The following is a 17,739-nucleotide window of genomic DNA, read 5'->3' as shown; positions in this document are numbered from 1 at the left end:
TTTTCGGCAGCCGAAGCGCCCCGGCGATCCGTCAGTGCTCACGTTTGTGAAGACAAGTGCCTCAATCCGTTCAGGATTTCGTCCCGCAGACCGCATGTTCCTGCGACTTCTCTGAATGTTTCCTAGGAACGGCCATTTTTAACTTTATGCCAACAACATGGCCGACCGGGTTTGGTAACTTCACCCCTCGTTCACGGTCGTCTCACCTTCACGGCGGCTTAACTCCACGATGAATAGGCCTTTTCGCTCATGTATTTAAAGCGACTGACCGCTCTCGCGTTAGCCACCTGCTGTATCGCTTCCGTAACACCCGCCATCGCCGACACGGTCACCGCTCCACAGGGTCTTGATCAGTCCGCCACGCTCCTTCTTACCGATCTCCCGGTGTTCGCCCCGGCCGCCTCGCTGGCTCAGTCGATCATCCCCGATGCCGCCTCGCTGGCGGCCCCGAAGCCGGCCGATGTCGCCGTCGCCGATACGAATACCGATGCGGACGATGACGACGACAGCCTCGTCGCCGCCGCAACCGACAAGCTCGCCGGCCACGTCGATGGCCACGCCCGCGAAGCACTGATGTCCTTCGCCATGAAGCTCCGCGACATCCGCTACCGCCGCGGTGGTCGCGCCCCCTCGACCGGCTTCGATTGCAGCGGCTTCGTCCGCTACGTGTTCATGCACAGCATCGGCCTCGATCTCCCGACCAATTCGGCCAGCCAGTTCCTCGCCGGCCTGAAGGTCAAGCGCAACGAAATGAAGACGGGCGACCTGGTGTTCTTCCGCACGCGCGGCAAGGCCATCTCGCACGTCGGCATCTACATCGACAATGGCCAGTTCATCCACTCGCCGTCGGCCGGCAAGACCGTCCGCGTGGATAGCCTCAACGAGGCTTACTGGTCCAAGCACTTCGTCGGCGCCAAGCGCCCCGAAGGCATCGCCAAGATCTGACGGAAGCCCTTCAACGTATATTTCCGAAACGGCATGCTCCGGCATGCCGTTTTTTTTTGTGCGGGTTTGACGGCTCGGCTTTGCCATCGCATTCGGTTCGCGGTTCGCGAAGAGCCGTCGGCCTGCGGCCTCGGTGCTCTGGCTCGGCTTGCGCCATCGCGTTGGGTTTCGCGTGGCCGCGAAGAGCCGTAGGCCGCCGCCCTCGGCGCTCCGGGCTTCACCGTCGCTTGGGAAAGGATGCCGCTGCGCGGCCGTGTCCTATGGCTGACGCCCCTGCGCGCCCGCGCGGCGAGCGGGGGTTTTCGACTCGGCTCCTGCCTCGACGAAAACGGCCGGCCGTCCGGGCCGGCCCCCTGCGGGCCTGATCCGCTCGCCGCGCTCGGTTCCGCAAGTCGCGCCGAGGGCGGCGGCCGACGGCTCTGCCAATCCGCGAGGCAAGCGGCTGTGTAGGAGCCGCTATAGCGGCGAGCTCGTGTGGGAGCGGCCTTGGCCGCGGTGGGTGCTCGCGGCAAGCACCCATCGCGGCCGAGGCCGCTCCCACAGAAAACCCGTCGACGGCATCGCGCGGTGCGGCAAGCACTCATCGGAGGCGGGCTGCCCTCATGCCTGCTTCTCCCGCCCGGCGCCTCGGAAGTCAGTAGAGCGGCCATGCGAAACCCGACACGATGGCGAAGCCGAGCCGTCACGGTATCCTTCCCGCATGCCGCCCCGTCTACCTCTCCGCGCGATGTCGCGACCGCGCCGTTCGTCCACGCCCGTCCATGGCCTCGCGCGCGTGCTCTCCAAGCGTGGCATCTGTTCGCGCAGTCAGGGCGAGCGGCTGGTGAGCGAGGGACGGGTGAGGGTGGACGGGCGGGTCGTGCGCGATCCGGAGTTTCCCATTGCGGGTACCGAGCGTATCGACGTCGACGGCGGCGAAGCGCAGGCCGCGGCGCCGGTCTTCATCGCGATGAACAAACCGCGCGGTCTCGTGGTGTCGGCTGCGGACGAGCGGGGACGCGACACGGTGTATTCGCTGATCGAAGAAGCCGGGCTGCCGTGGCTGGGGCCCGTCGGCCGTCTCGACCGCGCGAGCGAAGGCCTGCTGCTGCTTTCCAACGATACGGTCTGGGCGGCGGGCATCACGGACCCGTCGACGCATGTGCCGAAGACCTACCACGTGCAGGTGGCGGGACGTCCCGACGACGCCACGATCGGGGCGATGCTCGACGGTGTCGACGACGGGGGCGAGCGACTGAAAGCGGGTGCGGCCTCGGTGCTGCGCCGGGGCGAGAAGAACGCGTGGCTCGAGGTGACGCTGGACGAAGGCCGCAACCGGCACATCCGGCGGCTCATGGCGGCGTTGGGGTTCGATGTGCAGCGGCTGGTGCGTGTCGCCATTGGCGAACTGGTGCTTGGAGAGCTTGCCAAGGGTCAGTGGCGGCATCTGAGTGCTGGCGAGGTGGCGATGTTGCGTCGCCGCCCGGGCTGACGTCGCCGCGACGCCGTTCGCGCGTGGCACTCCGGCACCGCCCAAAGACAAAAGCGCCGGTATGGAAGCGGCCTTGGCCGCGATGGGTGCTTGCCGCAAGCACCCATCGCGGCCAGGGCCGCTCCCACACGGACGCGCCGCTCCAGCCGGAAGCCGCCGGAGCGCGCGGCGATGCATTTCCCGATACGCCTTACGCTTTCAGCACGCCCAGCTTCTTGCCCACCTTGGTAAAGGCCGCGATCGCGCGATCGAGGTGTTCACGCGTGTGTGCCGCGCTCATCTGGGTACGGATGCGCGCCTTGCCCTGCGGGACCACGGGGAAGAAGAAGCCCGTGACGTAGATGCCTTCGTCGAGTAGCTCCGCTGCCATCGCCTGCGCCTGCTTCGCGTCGTAGATCATCACGGGCACGATCGGGTGCACGCCCGGACGGATGTCGAAGCCGGCTTCGGTCATCTTCTCGCGGAAGTAAGCCGTGTTTTCCTTGACCTTGTCGCGCAGGTCGCCCGCGGCGGCGAGCATGTCGAACACCTTGCTGCCCGCGGCCACGACGTGCGGGGGCAGCGAGTTCGAGAACAGGTACGGACGCGAGCGCTGGCGCAGCATTTCGATCACTTCCTTGCGGCCGGTGGTGAAACCGCCGAGCGCGCCGCCCAGCGCCTTGCCGAGGGTGCCGGTGAAGATGTCGATCTTGTCCATCACGCCGTGGAACTCGGCGGAGCCGCGACCCGTGTCGCCGAGGAAGCCCGTGCAATGGCATTCGTCGATATGCACCAGCGCGTTGTACTTCTTCGCCAGCGCGGTGATCTCGTCGAGCGGCGCGATGAAGCCGTCCATCGAGAACGCACCGTCGGTGGTGATGAGCTTGGTGCGGGCGCCGGCGGCGTCGGCGGCCTGCAGCTGCGCTTCCAGGTCGGCCATGTCGCAGTTCGCGTAGCGGAACCGCTTCGCCTTGCACAGGCGGATGCCGTCGATGATCGACGCGTGGTTCAGCGCGTCGGAGATGATCGCGTCTTCTTCGCCGAGCAGCGGTTCGAACAGGCCGCCGTTCGCGTCGAAGCACGCGGCGTAGAGGATCGTGTCCTCGGTGCCGAAGAACCCGGCGATCTGCTTTTCCAGCGCCTTGTGCAGGTCTTGCGTGCCGCAGATGAAGCGCACGCTCGCCATGCCGAAGCCATGCGTGTCCAGCGCGTCCTTCGCCGCCTGGATCACGTCGGCGTGGTCGGCCAGGCCCAGGTAGTTGTTCGCGCAGAAATTGAGCACCTTGCGGCCACCCTCGAGCTCGATTTCTGCCGACTGCGGCGAGACGATGATGCGCTCGTTCTTGAACAGGCCCTGTTCGCGGATGGATTCGAGTTCGCTGGCGAAGCGGTTCTGGCCGGGGTACGTCATGACGGGGAGCTTCCGGGACGGAGAAGCCCCCGATTGTGAGCCCTTTGGGCGGGGGAGAAAACCGTCTCAGTGAAGGCCGAAATCCACCCGGGTCGTGGGTCCGCCGTCGTCGATGCCCTTCGCGTCGACCTTCGGTGCCACGACGAAGACGCGCTTGTCGTCCACCTTGCCCTGCAACCACTGGCGGACGGCGTTGGCGCGACGCTCGGCCAGGTGGCGGAGCGCGTCGGCGTCGACCGGCATGTTGGTTTCCATCAGCCGGCGCATCTCGTCCGCCGGTTGCGACCGGGTGAGGCCGATCAGGTTCTTCGCCTTGGGAAACGATGCATGTCGGTAGGCGCGCTCCAGGTATTTTTCGCGCTCGTCGTCCGTCGGCGGGGCGGGATCGTCGCCCTTGTCGTTCACCTGCTCCTGCCGCACGAGGTCATCCACCATGACGCGGCGCAGGCCGGCATCGTCCATGGCCGGGTCGATCCGGCCGACGATGTCGAGGCTGATCGACGGCTTGTCGTTCAGCACTTTCACGACATCCGCGAGCTTCGCCTGGGCGCCGGCGTCGAGCACGTCGGAACCCGGTGCGAAGCCGATGTAGCCGAGATCCTCGCGGCCACCGCCGATCGATGCCAGCAGGCGGAACGGCGAGGTGACCGCCTTCACGATGAGATTGCCGATCGCCCGCCAGACGAGGCCGCCCACGCTGAACTGCGGATCGTCGAGCGAACCGGACACCGGAATGCGCACGTCGATGCGGCCCTCGCTGTCCTTCAGCAGCGCCACGGCGAGTTTGACGGGCAGGTGCGTGATGCCCGGGCCCTCGATGCGGTCGCCGAACGTGAGCTGGTCGATGAAGATGTGGTTGTCCGCGGTGAGCTTGCGCTGGTCCAGCAGGTAGTGGACGTCGACGTTCAGCCGTCCGCGTGTGATCGGATAGCCGGCGTACTTGCCGGAGTAGGGCGACAGGTTGGCGAGCGGGATGCCTTCCGCCTTCGCCGCGATGTCGAGGAAGGCGACGGGGGTCAGCGGATTGATCGTGCCGCGGATATCGACGGGGGCGTTGTCGTCGAGCTGCCCCTGGAGCGTGAGCTCGGCCGGCGCCGCGCCCGCGGCGGTACCGAATGCCCCGATGTTGCCGGTGAGGCTGGTCACGTCGGCGGTGTAGTTCGGCTTGATGAAATTGTCGGTGTAGTTCAGGCGGCCCTTCGTCAGGCTGACGCGACCGACCCGAACGTCGGCGGCGGGGCCCGAAGGAGCGACCGGGGCGGGTGTCGCGTTGGCATCGGGCACCGGCGTCGTTCTCGCCTCGGTGACCGACACGGCGCCCGGTGTTTCCGGCCCCGCGACGACGTCCTGCAGGTTGAGCCGGCCGTTCGCGTTGACGATCACGCGTGCGTAGAAATCGTCGAGAGCGATACCGCCGATGTCGATGCGTGGCGTGGCTTCGCCGATCTTCACCGACAGGGCGCTGGCGGTGAGCGAACCGATACGGAGAAAGTCCGCATCGGTCACCTTGTCGAGCACGCGCAGGCGACCGAGCGTGGCGTCGCCCTGCCAGTCGATGCGTGCCGGCGCCTTGCCCGGCATCGACGCACGCAGCCTGCCGTCCACGCTGAGCAGGGCGCTGGCGATGCGCACGTTGAGCGGCACGGTGACCAGCGACTGCAACGGAGCGAGGTCGAGTCGTGTCGCCTTGATCGTCAGGTCGGCAAGCATCGACCGGGGCGTCACCTGGCCCGCGATCGCGAAGGCTCCCTTGCCGAGCATGCCGTCGAGATTCAGGCGCACGGGCTTCCTCGTGTCGTCGGACAGACCGTCGATAGCGAAGGACGTCGCGTTCAGCACGATGTCGCGACGTCGGGCCGGCGCCTTCGCGTCGCGGATCGAGACGACGCCGTCGCCGACATCGACCCGGGCGATGCTCCAGCGCCACGGCGATGTGGCGGGTGCCTGTGGCGCGGTTGCGGGAGGCGCGGCCTTCAGGATGCCGACGAGATCGACGGAGCCGTCGGCAAGGCGCCGCACGTCGAGCGCGAGACCGTCGAGGGTCAGGCGATCGAGGCGCGCCTCGCTGGTGGCGAGGTCGAGCAGCGCGACGTCCGCCGCCAGCGAGCGCCACGTGACCGGCGCGACGCCGCCGTCGTGCGGCACGAGACGGAAGCCGTCGAGTGTCGCCTTCGCATGCGCGATGCGGACCGTCGCCGCCTCGTGCCAATCGACGAGCAGCTCGCCCATGGCGCCGATCGAACCCGCCTGCACGTCGGCGTCGAGCACCGATGGCGCGAACGGCATCAGCGTCGCGAGCGACACGTTCTTCAGCGTGATGCCGCCGTCGTAGCGGCTGGCGGCGAGGTCGAGCCTGCCCTTGGTCGCGACGTCGCCGCCGGCCATCCGCGCGGTGACATCCATCGCCGCGACCGGCGCCTTCACGGTACTGAGGCCACGCAGCGACGCACGCACGTCGTCGAGCACGAGGCGGGCGGGCGCGGGTGCCGCGAGATCCGCGTATTCGATGCGCGACGATGTCACGGCGAGGCTGTCGATACGCACGTCGGCCGGCTTCGTTTCCGGCGCGGGCTTCGCCGCGGGCGCGGGCAGCAAGGCGTGGATGCTGCTGCGACCGGCGGGGAGGCGCGCATAGCGCACGTCGAGGCGATCGAGCGCGATCGCGCCGAAGCGGTAGCGGGACGTCAGGGGCTCGAGGGCGGTCAGGGCGATATCGGCGTGGCCCACGCCGAGCAGCGGCTTGTCCTGCGCGTCGTGCACGCGGAGGTCGTCGACGACGACCCGGCCACCCAGCACCACGCGTGGCGCGGTGTCGGTCATGAGGAAACGGACGTCGAGATGGCCGGAAAGCCGGCCCTCCGGCAGGCGAACGGGCAGCGGGCCGGGCACGAAGCCGATGTAGCGGGGCAGGTCCAGCTTGTCGAGGCGGAACGACACCATCGACTCGCGACTGTTCGCGAAGGGCTTGGTCTGACCCTGGACGCGCAGCGGGCTCCCGTCGATCGTCATGGCCAGCAGCGGCTGCACGAAGATGTCGGTGGCGCTCGGCAGGTTGGCGATGAAGGGTATGCCGAGCTCGAGGTGGTCGACGCGGTGCGTCGCGTCGAGTACGCGGTCGTCGAAGTCGATCTCGCCGCCATGGATCGCGATGTTGGACAGCGCGAAGCGTGCCGGCTCGGAAGGCGGCGCCTTCGGGTCGCTGGCGAAGCGGTCGAGGATGTCCGATACGTTGAAGCGATGCGCATCGTCCCGGCGCAGGTGCACGCGGGGCCGGTCGAGCGTGAGGGCGTCCAGGATCGGCGCCGCGCGAAAGAGGGACGCCCACGACGCGTTCGCGGTGACGCGGTCGATGTCGACGAAGGGCGTCTTGCCGTCGCGTTCGCCGATGTGCAGGCCGGCGATGACGAGGTCGAGGGTGAACGGATTGAAATCGACGTCGCCGAGGGTCACCGGACGGCCGAGCGCCGCGCTCGCGTGTTTCTCGACCTGCGAGCGGATCAGCGGAGGGGCGACGACGAAGCCGAGCAGCGCGAACGCCGCCAGCGCGCCGGCCGTCCAGGCGGCGATCCGTCGTGCGCGGCGGGACCGGTACACGTCCACGCCGCGGGCGCGCGCGGCGCGCCAGTGGGCTCTGCCTCGTTCTTTCAGCGATTCCATGCCGTCGCTCCTCACACGAAAAAAGGCCCCCGCGGAGTCTACCCGGCGGAGGCCTTCGTGAGCGTGGCGTCAACGCCGGAGCGTCTCCGGCGATTCAGGATTCAGGTCCAGGAACAGACGACCTTACCGCTCTGGCCGGCGTCCATCAGGTCGAAGCCCTTCTGGAAGTCGTCGATCGCGATCTGGTGGGTGAGCACCTTCTGCAGCGGGAAGCCGGTCAGCACCATCTGGGTCATCTTGTACCAGGTCTCGTACATCTTGCGGCCGTAGATGCCCTGCAGAGTGAGGCCCTTGAAGATGACCTTGTCCCAGTCGATGCCGGCACCGCGCGGCATGATGCCGAGCATGGCGATCTTGCCGCCGTGGTACATGCACTCCAGCATGTCGCCGAACGCGCGGGGGTTGCCGCTCATTTCCAGGCCGACATCGAAGCCTTCGATGTGGAGGTCCTTCACGACGTCCTTCAGCGACTGGTTGGCGACGTTGACGACGCGCGTGGCGCCCATGTCGGCGGCCAGCTTCAGGCGGTAGTCGTTGACGTCGGTCACCACCACGTTGCGGGCGCCCACGTGCTTGGCGATGCCCGCGGCGATGATGCCGATCGGGCCGGCGCCGGTGATGAGGACGTCTTCGCCGATCAGGTCGAATTCCAGCGCGCAGTGCGCGGCGTTACCGTACGGATCGAAGAACGCGGCGAGCTCCGACGGGATCTGGTCGGGGATCGGCCACAGGTTCGACGCCGGCATGGTCATGTATTCGGCGAACGCGCCATTACGATTCACGCCGATGCCGATGGTGTTCGGGCAGAGGTGCTGGCGGCCGGCGCGGCAGTTGCGGCAATGGCCGCACACGATGTGGCCTTCCGCCGAGACGCGGTCGCCGATCTTGTAGCCCGTGACGCCCGGGCCGATCTCGACGATTCGACCGACGAACTCGTGACCGATGGTCAGGCCGGGCGTGATCGTGCGCTGGGACCATTCGTCCCACTTGTAGATGTGCAGGTCGGTCCCGCAGATGGCGGTTTTCTCGACCTTGATCAGGACTTCGTTCGGGCCGACCTGCGGCACCGGCACTTCTTCCATCCAGATGCCCTGTTCGGGCTTGCGCTTGACCAGCGCCTTCATCGTCTGCGGCATGGGATCGGGGATTCCGTGGGAGGGTCCGCGGCGCGGACCCAAACCACCATTATATGCCGCCGGACATCGTTTTCGTGGTGCGCCGCGCCATTGCCTTCCGACCGGAAGCCCCTCTATGGTCGGTCGGCTTGAATGACCGACAGGGGCACGAAACACATGCAGATCCGCTCGATGATGCTTGGAGCAGCCATGGCGCTGGCACTTGATGCGAAGGCCGACGAAGGCATGTGGATGCCGTCGCAGCTGCCTTCGATTGCGAAGAATCTCAAAGAGGCCGGCTTCCGGGGCGACCCGAAGGACCTGGCCGACCTGACCCGCGCGCCCCTGGACGCCGTGGTCCGTATCGGCGGCGGCACGGGCGCGTTCGTGTCCGACGAGGGGCTGGTGGTCACGAACCACCATGTGGCCTTCGGCGTCATCCAGTACAACTCGAAGCCGGATCGCGACCTGATCGCGAATGGCTACGTTGCGCCCGACCGTGCCGGCGAGCTGCCGGCCAACCCCGATTACCGTCTTCGCGTGACCGTCGGCTTCGATAAGGTCACCGACACCGTGCTGGCCGCGGCGCGCGGCAAGACAGGCCGGGCGTATTACGACGCGGTGGACGCGGCCAGCAAGGCGCTGGTCGCGGCGTGCGAGAAGGGCGACGGCATCCGCTGCAGCGTCGCCAACATGTTCTACGGCCGCGACTTCTACCTGGTGAAGCAGCTCGAACTGCGCGACCTGCGGCTCGTCTACGCGCCGCCGCGCGCCATCGGTAACTACGGCGACGAGATCGACAACTTCGTCTGGCCTCGCCACGCGGGCGACTTCACCATCCTGCGCGCCTACGTCGGTCCGGATGGCAAGCCGGCCGATTATTCGCCGGACAACAAGCCCTACCGTCCGCCGTCGCACCTCAGACTGGCGACCTCGGGCGTCGTCGAGGGCGACTTCGTCATGCTGGCGGGCTACCCGGGCACCACGTACCGGCACCGCACCGCCGCCGAGTTCGCCGACCAGATCCAGTGGCGCCTGCCGACGTACGTCGCGACGATGAAGGCGTTGCAGGATGTCATCGAGACGCAAGGCAAGGCGGACAAGGACGCGGGGATCCGCTACGCGTCGCAGCTGCAGTCGCTGAAGAACGGCATCAAGCGGTTCGAAGGCGAGCTCGAGGGCCTCGAGCGCAGCAACGCCGCCGCCGTCCGCCGCGAAGACGAAGCCGCCATGCTGGCGTGGCTGGCGAAGCAGCCGGATGGCGCGACGCTCAAGCCGCAGATCGACCAGGTGCTCGCGCTCATCGCGCAGGGCAAGGACGTGCGCGACCGCGACATGCTGCTGGCCTTGCTTGCCAGCCAGACCCAGCTGATGCGCGGCGCCCTGGCCATCGATCGTCTGTCGGTCGAACGTCCGAAACCCGACGCGGAGCGCGAGTCGGGCTACCAGGCGCGCGACGAGGAACTGATCAAGAGCCAGCTCAGGCAGGCCCAGCGTCGCTACGATCCGCGCGTCGAGAAAGCGCTGGTGACGTCGCTCATGGTCCGCTACCAGAAGCTGCCCGACGCGCAGCGGTTGCCGGAGTTCGACAAGGTGTTCGGCCGCACGTCCGCCGAGCTCGCCACCGCGCTCGATCGCATCTACGGCGCGACGAGGTTCGGCGACGAAGCGGAGCGCATGCGTCTCTTCGCCGCGACGCCCGCCGATGTGGCGAAGAGCGACGACGCGCTGCTGGTGGCCGCGCGGACGCTGCGCCCGGCACTGTTGCGCCTGGACGACGAGCACAAGGCGCGCGACGGTGACCTGCTTCGCCTTCGGCCCGCCTACATGCAGGCGTTGATCGGCTTTCGCGAGTCGCAGGGCAAGGCCGTGTATCCGGACGCGAACTCGACGCTGCGCGTCAGCTACGGCAAGGTCACGCCGCTGCAGGCCCGCGACGCCGTCACCTACGCGCCGCTCACCACGGTCCGTGGCATCGTCGAGAAGAACACGGGCAAGCCGCCGTTCGATGCACCGAAGCCCTTGCTCGATGCGATCGCCAAGGGCGACTTCAAGGGCTATGCCGATCCGAAGACGGGCGAGATGCCGGTCGACTTCCTGAGCAACCTCGACACCACCGGCGGCAATTCGGGTTCGCCGGTACTCAACGCGAAGGGCGAACTGGTCGGCCTGAACTTCGACAGCAACTGGGAAGCCGTCAGCGCGAGCTGGATGTACGACCCGCGTTACAAGCGCGCCATCCACGTCGACATGCGTTACATGCGCTGGCTGATCGACAAGGTCTATCCGTCGCCGTCGCTGCTGAAGGAACTGGGCGTGCCGGCGTCGAAGTAAGCGCAGCGGACTCGCAGGTGGTTATCCACAACCGGTGTGGATACCACCTGCATAACCGTGTGGACAACTCCGATTCGCCGTTACGCGGCGGTGACTTGCGTCACACTGATCAGTGCGTGACCACCGGTGCGCGCCACGTGTCGCGTTTATCCACAGCGTGTGTGGACATGCACTGCATAAGCATGTGGACAACTCCGTTTCGCCCTTGCACGGCACGCACTTGCATCACGCTGCTTACAAAGTGACCAGGGCGCCGCGCTTCCGGTGCACTCACGATATCCACAGCCGGTGTGGGTAATCGCTGCATAAGCATGTGGATAACCACGAACGCGCCATACCGGACATGCACTTGCGTTTCGTTGGTCAGTCATTGACCAGCATGCTTGCGGTACCCTTGCGATCGTTCGCCTGCGCAGCATCGTCATGAGCCTCGATCAACGCCCCCTCGCCATCTTCCTGATGGGCCCGACCGCATCGGGCAAGACGGCGCTTGCGTGCGCGCTCGCCGATCGGTTTCCCGTCGGTCTGGTCAGCGTCGATTCCGCGCTGGTCTATCGGGGGCTGGACATCGGGTCGGCCAAGCCCGACGCCGCGACGCTCGCGCGCTATCCGCATGACCTGATCGACATCCGCGATCCCGCGCAGCCGTATTCGGCCGCCGACTTCCGCATCGATGCCATCGCCGCGATGGAGCGCATCTCGGCGCAGGGCAGGGTGCCGCTGCTCGTAGGTGGCACTGGCCTGTACTTCCGCGCCCTGCAGCGCGGCCTTTCCGATCTGCCCGACGCCGATCCCGCCTTGCGCGAGCGACTCGCCGCCGAGGCGTCGTCGATCGGATGGGAGGCCATGCACGCGCGCATGGCCGCGCTCGACCCCGTGGCCGGTGCGCGGATCCGGCCAGGCGACACGCAGCGCATCCAGCGCGCCCTCGAGGTGATGAGCCTCAGCGGTCGCACGCTGACCGAACTGCAGACGGGGGGAAGCGGCGTGCGCTTTCCGTGGCGCGTGCTGAAGCTGGCGCTCCTTCCGGTCGACCGAAAGGAGCTGCACGAGCGTATCGCGACACGCTTCGACGCCATGCTGGCCGACGGTTTCCTCGACGAGGTGCGTCGCCTGCGCGACCGCGGCGATCTGGTGCCGGACCTCCCCGCGATCCGTGCGGTCGGGTATCGCCAGGCCTGGGAATATCTGGATGGGCAGGGCGATGCCACGGAATTCCGTAACCGTGGTATCTATGCCACTCGTCAGCTCGCGAAACGCCAGATCACATGGCTGCGCAGCGAGCTCGACGCCCGCACGTTCGACCCGGACCGGGGGGATCCATTGCCCGAGGCCGAGCGCGCGGTGGCGCAGTTCCTGGGAATGCCGAAAGCATCACGTCCGGCGCTTCCAGCGGGCATTTAAAAGCAGTTAAGATTCAAGACACTTGGGCCGGGGCGCCTTCGCAGGCGTTTTTTCCCGGACCCGCTCGAGAGGCGTAGGGGAGAACAAAAAATGTCCAAAGGGCAATCGTTGCAGGATCCGTTTCTGAATGCGCTCCGTCGTGAGCGCGTGCCGGTCGCCATCTATCTGGTGAACGGCATCAAGCTGCAGGGCACGATCGAGTCGTTCGACCAGTTCGTGGTGCTGCTGCGCAACCAGGTCAGCCAGATGGTCTACAAGCACGCCATCTCGACCGTGGTGCCGAGCCGGAACGTCCGGGTCGGCGGTCATGAGAACCACGCGGACGCGACATCGGGTGACGGCGAGGGTTGAGGGGCCCCGCCGGCAAACCCATATGGAAGAGGACGGGTGCGCGTATGCTTACCGCTGCGCGCGCCCCCTTCACCCATGAGGTCATCCCGCTAAGTGTTCGATAGACAAAAGAAAGGCGACCGGGCGATCCTGGTCCTTCCGCATTCGCGTGGCGAGGGCGACGCGATTCGCCGTGGCGAGGAATTCGCCGAACTGGTGTCCTCCGCGGGCGCCGAGATCCTGACCAGCATTTCCGCTCGCGTCGCCGAGCCGAACCCCCGTTTCTACATCGGCAGCGGCAAGGCCGACGAGGTCGCCGAAGCGGTGCGCGCGCTCGAGGCCGACCTGGTCCTCGTGGACCACGTGCTCACGCCGGTGCAGGAGCGCAACCTCGAAAAGCACCTGAAGACCCGCGTGGTCGACCGCGCCGGGCTGATTCTCGACATCTTCGCCCAGCGTGCCCGTTCGCACGAAGGCAAGCTCGAGGTCGAACTGGCCCAGCTCAAGCACATCGCCACACGCCTCGTGCGCGGCTGGACCCACCTGGATGCCCAGCGCGGCGGTGCCATCGGCAACCGCGGCCCGGGTGAAACCCAGCTCGAAACCGATCGCCGCCTGCTCGCCGAGCGCGTGAAGATGCTCACCAAGCGCCTCGAGAAGGTGCAAGTGCAGCGCGACCAGCAGCGCCGCGCGCGTCTGCGCAACACGGTGCCCCGCGTGGCGCTGGTGGGCTACACCAACGCCGGCAAGTCGACGCTTTTCAACGCGTTGACCACGGGCGGCGTCTATGCGGCCGACCAGCTCTTCGCGACGCTCGACCCCACGGTGCGCAAGATCGACGGGCTGTCCTGCGGCCCCGCCGTGATCGCCGACACCGTCGGCTTCATCCGCGAGCTGCCTCACGACCTGGTCGCCGCCTTCCGCGCCACGCTGGCGGAAGCGCGTGACGCCGACCTTCTCATCCACGTCAGCGATGCCGCCGACGAGGAGCGCGAGTTGCTGCAGCGCGTGGTCAACGACGTGCTCGAGGAGATCGGGGCAGGGGACGTTCCCCAGCTGTCGGTCATGAACAAGGTCGACCTCGTCGACACCGCCCCGCGGGTCGATCGCGGCGACGACGGCAAGCCCCGCCAGGTCTGGCTTTCCGCCGCGACGGGCGACGGCATCGACGGGCTGCGCGAGGCGCTCGGCGAGTTGCTCGGCGGCGATCGCATCCGCGCAGGGCTTGAGCTTCCTCTCACCGCCGGACGCCTGCACGCGCGTCTCAAGGCGGTCGGCGCCATCGTCGGGGAGGCCGTCGACGAACACGGCTGGCACCTCGATATCGATGCTCCCCGGTCGCTGCTGGCCCCGCTTCTGGGCGACGACGCGGACGCCCGATCGCTTCGCGACCTCATCGATCCCCCGCATCCCGGGTTCTGACCGACCACTCGGCCATACCCATCTGGTAGAATTCACGTCGTTTGCGTGCCCCAACGGCGCGGTGTCGGGTGCTTTCGCGCCCGCCGCCATTCCCCGCCGGCGCGGTGCCACCTCAAGGCTTGCCAGCCGCCCACCCCTCCGGTCCCCGAAGGAGACTGTCGCCCATGGCTTGGAATGAACCCGGCAACGGCCAGAAGGATCCCTGGAACCGCAACAGGCCGGGCGGGCGCAAGCCCGACATCGATGCCGCGCTGAAGAACCTGAAGGCGCGCTTCGGCCGCTTCGGGGCGGGCAGTGGCGGTGTCTTCGCCATCGTCGTCGTCTTCGTCCTCGCCTGGCTGCTGGTTTCCAGCTACACCGTGATCGATGCCCGCCAGGTTGGCGTGGTGCTGCGGTTCGGCGAGTTCTCGCGCGTCCTGCCGCCCGGCTTCCACCTGAAGGCGCCGAGTCCGGTCGAGACCGTGACCAAGGTCGAGACGACGCAGGTGCGCTCGGTGTCCGACAACGTGTCGATGCTGACGCGCGACGAGAACATCATTGCCATCGACTTCAACGTGCAGTACCAGGTCTCCGATGCCCGGAAGTTCCTGTACTCGAACGCCGATGGCGTCGAGGTCACGATGAAGAACGCGGCGGAGGCGGCCGTGCGTTCGGTGGTCGGCGCCAACATCATGGACAACATCCTGACCACGCCGGGCGTCGACACCCCGGCACCCGCGCAGGCGCCCGTCGCCGGCGTCGCGCCGGCGGCCAAGGAGACCCTGCAGCAGCAGACGCGGGACATCCTCCAGGCCACGCTCGACAAGTACGATGCCGGCGTCCTGGTCACGGGCGTCAGCTTCCAGAACGTCTCTCCGCCGCAGCAGGTGAAGGACGCCTTCGACGACGTCAACGCCGCCCGCGAAGACAAGCAGAGCGAAGAGAACAAGGCCCGCGCATACGAAAGCCAGGTCGTGCCCGTGGCTCGCGGCGAAGCCGCGCGCATCGCCGCGGAGGCCGACGCGGAGCGCGTCGAGCGCATCGCGCGCGCCAACGGCGACGCCGAGCGCTTCAATCTGCTGCTCAAGGAATACCGAGCCGCGCCCGACGTCACCCGCCGCCGCCTGTGGCTCGAGACGGTGGAAGAAGTCATGGCCGGCAATCCCAAGGTGGTCGATGGCAGCAACGGCAAGAACATCATGCAGCTGCCGGTCGACGCCGGTAACGGCAACGTGCGCAACGTGCCGGGTGTCGGCACCGTCATCCAGTCCGCGACCACCGACGCGAATCCGAATCCGCAGGGGAACGCCCAGTGAAGATCGTTTCCGGCCTCATCGTCGTCGCGCTCGTCCTGCTCGGCTTCAACAGCCTGTTCGTGGTCAAGGAAGGCGAGAACGCGCTGCTCCTGCAGTTCGGCCGCATCGTGCGGTCCGACTACAAGCCCGGCCTGCACTTCAAGATTCCGGTCGTGCAGCAAGTGATGCGTTTCGACAACCGCATCCTCGGCCTCGACTCGCAGCCCGAGCGTTATTTCACGCTCGAGAAGAAGAGCGTCAACGTCGACTTCTACGTGAAGTGGCGCATCGCCGATAACGCGGCCTATTACCGTGCCACCTCCGGCGAGCAATTGCAGGCCACGCAGCGCCTGACCCCGATCGTCAAGGATGCCCTCCGTTACGAGTTCAACGCGCGCCCGCTCGAAGACCTCATCGCCGGCGGCCGCAAGGACATCACCGAGCGCGTGCGCCAGCAGACCGACACCGTCGCACGCAAGAATCTCGGCATCGCCGTGGTCGACGTCCGCATCAAGCGCATCGACCTTCCCGACGAGGTCAGCGGCTCGGTGTACAAGCGCATGCGCGCCGAACGCCTGCAGCTGGCGAACGAACTCCGCTACACCGGCCAGGAAAGCGCCGAGACGATTCGCGCCGACGCCGACCGCCAGAAGCTGGTGCTGCTGGCCGACGCGAACCGCGACGCCACCAAGGTCAAGGGCGACGGCGACGCGCAGGCGGCCGCCATCTACGCCCAGGCATACAGCCAGGACCCGGAATTCTTCGCGTTCTACCGGAGTCTTTCGGCGTACCGTAAGGCGTTTGCCGATGGCAAGGGCACGTTCGTCCTGAAGCCCGATTCCGAATTCCTGCGCTACCTCAACGACGGCCCCGGTCGTCAGCGCTGAACCCGTTCCACATCGCCCGCCAGGGCAACCGCAACGAAGAGAACCATCACATGGGTAAGTCAGTCGTCATTCTCGGCGCGCAATGGGGCGACGAAGGCAAGGGCAAGATCGTCGATCTCCTCACGGAGCGCGTCGGTGCCGTCGTCCGTTTCCAGGGCGGTCACAACGCCGGCCACACGCTGGTCATCAAGGGCAAGAAGACCGTCCTTCACCTGATCCCGTCGGGCATCCTGCGTGACGACGCGCTGTGCCTGATCGGCAACGGTGTCGTGCTGTCGCCGGCCGCGCTGATGAGCGAGATCGCCGAGCTCGAGGCCCAGGGCGTCGACGTGCGTCCGCGCCTGAAGATCTCGCCGGCCACGCCGCTGATCATGCCGTACCACATCGCCGTCGATAAGGCGCGCGAGGTCGCCTCCGGCGCGAAGGCGATCGGCACGACCGGTCGCGGCATCGGCCCGGCGTACGAAGACAAGGTGGCGCGTCGTTCCATCCGCGTCGCCGACCTCATGTACCCGCACGAACTGCCCGAGAAGGTGCAGGCCGCCGTCGACTACCACAACTTCGTGCTCACCCAGTGGCTGAAGGCCGAGCCGGTCGACTACCAGACCGTCCTTGACGAGGCGCTGACCTGGGGCGAGTACCTGAAGCCGATGGTCGACGACGTCGCGACCATCCTTCACGACGTGCGCCAGGAAGGCGGCAACATCCTGTTCGAAGGCGCGCAGGGCGCGCTGCTCGACATCGATCACGGCACCTACCCGTACGTCACCTCGTCGAACACGACGGTGGGTGGCGCGCTGGCCGGCACCGGCGTCGGCGCACGCGACATCGATTACGTGCTCGGCATCTGCAAGGCGTACGCCACGCGCGTCGGCGGCGGTCCGTTCCCGACCGAACTCAACGACGAGATGGGCGAACTGCTCCGCAAGAAGGGCAACGAGTTCGGCGCCAGCACCGGCCGTCCGCGCCGCTGCGGCTGGATCGACCTGGTGGCCCTGAAGCGCGCGGTGCAGATCAACGGCATCGACGGCCTCGCGATCACCAAGCTCGACGTGCTCGATGGCTTGGAAAGCATCAAAGTCTGCATCGCGTACGAATACCGCGGCAAGCGCCGCGAGCTCGCACCGCTCGACGCAGACGGCTGGGCCGAGTGCAAGCCGGTCTACCTCGAGTTCCCGGGCTGGGAAGAATCCACCGCGGGCATCCGTGACTGGAACAAGCTGCCGCCCGCCGCTCGCGCCTACCTGCGCGCGGTCGAAGAACTCTCGGGTTGCAAGCTGGCGCTGGTCGCCACCGGCGCCGACCGCGACGACACGATCGTCCTCGACGACCCGTTCGGCGGCAACGACTGCTGAGGAAAAACGCCAGCCTCGAGCTGGCGTTTTTTTTGAGTGGGGGCGGTGACGGCTCGGCTTCGCCATCGCGTTGGGTTTCGCGTGGCCGCGAAGAGCCGTCGGCCGCCGCCCTCGGCGCTCCGGGCTTCACCGTCGCTTGGGAAAGGATGCCGCTG

Annotated in this window: 12 protein-coding genes; 9 read left to right on the top strand and 3 right to left on the bottom strand. The window is 67.2% G+C overall.

Features of this window, described 5'->3' with window-relative positions; genetic code table 11:
• The first annotated feature begins 384 nt into the window (after positions 1–384).
• Together BMX32_RS00765 and BMX32_RS00760 are read left to right on the top strand one after the other, a co-directional pair.
• Positions 385–945: a C40 family peptidase gene (locus BMX32_RS00765; protein WP_343123844.1), complete on the top strand. Its 561-nt coding sequence runs from the start codon at positions 385–387 to the stop codon at positions 943–945.
• Positions 946–1,645: 700 nt separating this feature from the next.
• The gene (locus tag BMX32_RS00760) at positions 1,646–2,416 is read left to right on the top strand and encodes a pseudouridine synthase (protein ID WP_089973935.1); all 771 of its coding nucleotides are present in this window, start codon (positions 1,646–1,648) and stop codon (positions 2,414–2,416) included.
• A gap of 190 nt (positions 2,417–2,606) precedes the next feature.
• Here the strand turns inward: BMX32_RS00760 and kbl are convergent, their stop codons facing one another.
• The 3 genes from kbl to tdh form a co-directional block, all read right to left on the bottom strand.
• Positions 2,607–3,806, bottom strand: a complete 1,200-nt coding sequence (kbl, locus tag BMX32_RS00755; protein WP_089973934.1) for a glycine C-acetyltransferase — start codon at positions 3,804–3,806, stop codon at positions 2,607–2,609.
• 66 nt (positions 3,807–3,872) lie between these two features.
• Entirely contained in the window at positions 3,873–7,463 is a 3,591-nt protein-coding gene (locus BMX32_RS00750; RefSeq protein WP_089973933.1) for a DUF748 domain-containing protein, read from the bottom strand.
• A gap of 101 nt (positions 7,464–7,564) precedes the next feature.
• A complete protein-coding gene (gene tdh, locus BMX32_RS00745) occupies positions 7,565–8,599 on the bottom strand; it encodes an L-threonine 3-dehydrogenase (RefSeq protein ID WP_170843527.1) in 1,035 nt (344 codons plus the stop codon).
• 189 nt (positions 8,600–8,788) lie between these two features.
• Between tdh and BMX32_RS00740 the strand changes: the two genes are divergently transcribed.
• The 7 genes from BMX32_RS00740 (at position 8,789) to BMX32_RS00710 (ending at position 17,584) form a co-directional block, all read left to right on the top strand.
• On the top strand, positions 8,789–10,912 hold the full coding sequence (locus BMX32_RS00740; protein ID WP_244511355.1) for a S46 family peptidase: 2,124 nt from the start codon (positions 8,789–8,791) through the stop codon (positions 10,910–10,912).
• A 423-nt stretch (positions 10,913–11,335) separates the two neighbouring features.
• Positions 11,336–12,316 carry a tRNA (adenosine(37)-N6)-dimethylallyltransferase MiaA gene (gene miaA / locus BMX32_RS00735; RefSeq protein WP_089973932.1) on the top strand — a complete coding sequence of 327 codons (981 nt, stop codon included), beginning with the start codon at positions 11,336–11,338 and terminating at the stop codon, positions 12,314–12,316.
• Between the two features lie 90 nt (positions 12,317–12,406).
• A complete protein-coding gene (hfq, locus tag BMX32_RS00730) occupies positions 12,407–12,667 on the top strand; it encodes an RNA chaperone Hfq (protein ID WP_089973931.1) in 261 nt (86 codons plus the stop codon).
• A 93-nt stretch (positions 12,668–12,760) separates the two neighbouring features.
• Positions 12,761–14,068, top strand: coding sequence for a ribosome rescue GTPase HflX (gene hflX, locus BMX32_RS00725; protein WP_089973930.1), 1,308 nt, complete (start codon positions 12,761–12,763; stop codon positions 14,066–14,068).
• A 164-nt stretch (positions 14,069–14,232) separates the two neighbouring features.
• A complete protein-coding gene (locus tag BMX32_RS00720) occupies positions 14,233–15,363 on the top strand; it encodes a protease modulator HflK (protein ID WP_089973929.1) in 1,131 nt (376 codons plus the stop codon).
• Complete coding sequence (gene hflC, locus BMX32_RS00715) at positions 15,360–16,229, top strand: protease modulator HflC (protein WP_089973928.1); 870 nt, start codon at positions 15,360–15,362, stop codon at positions 16,227–16,229. Before BMX32_RS00720 ends, hflC begins: the two co-directional genes overlap by 4 nt.
• 50 nt (positions 16,230–16,279) lie before the next feature.
• Positions 16,280–17,584, top strand: coding sequence for an adenylosuccinate synthase (locus BMX32_RS00710; RefSeq protein ID WP_089973927.1), 1,305 nt, complete (start codon positions 16,280–16,282; stop codon positions 17,582–17,584).
• Positions 17,585–17,739: the final 155 nt, after the last annotated feature.

It is taken from the genome of Luteibacter sp. UNCMF331Sha3.1, assembly GCF_900109915.1.
In the GTDB taxonomy this organism is placed as follows: Bacteria; Pseudomonadota; Gammaproteobacteria; order Xanthomonadales; family Rhodanobacteraceae; genus Luteibacter.
Note: the sequence above shows the minus strand (reverse complement) of the source record. Positions and strands in the feature narration are given on the sequence as shown.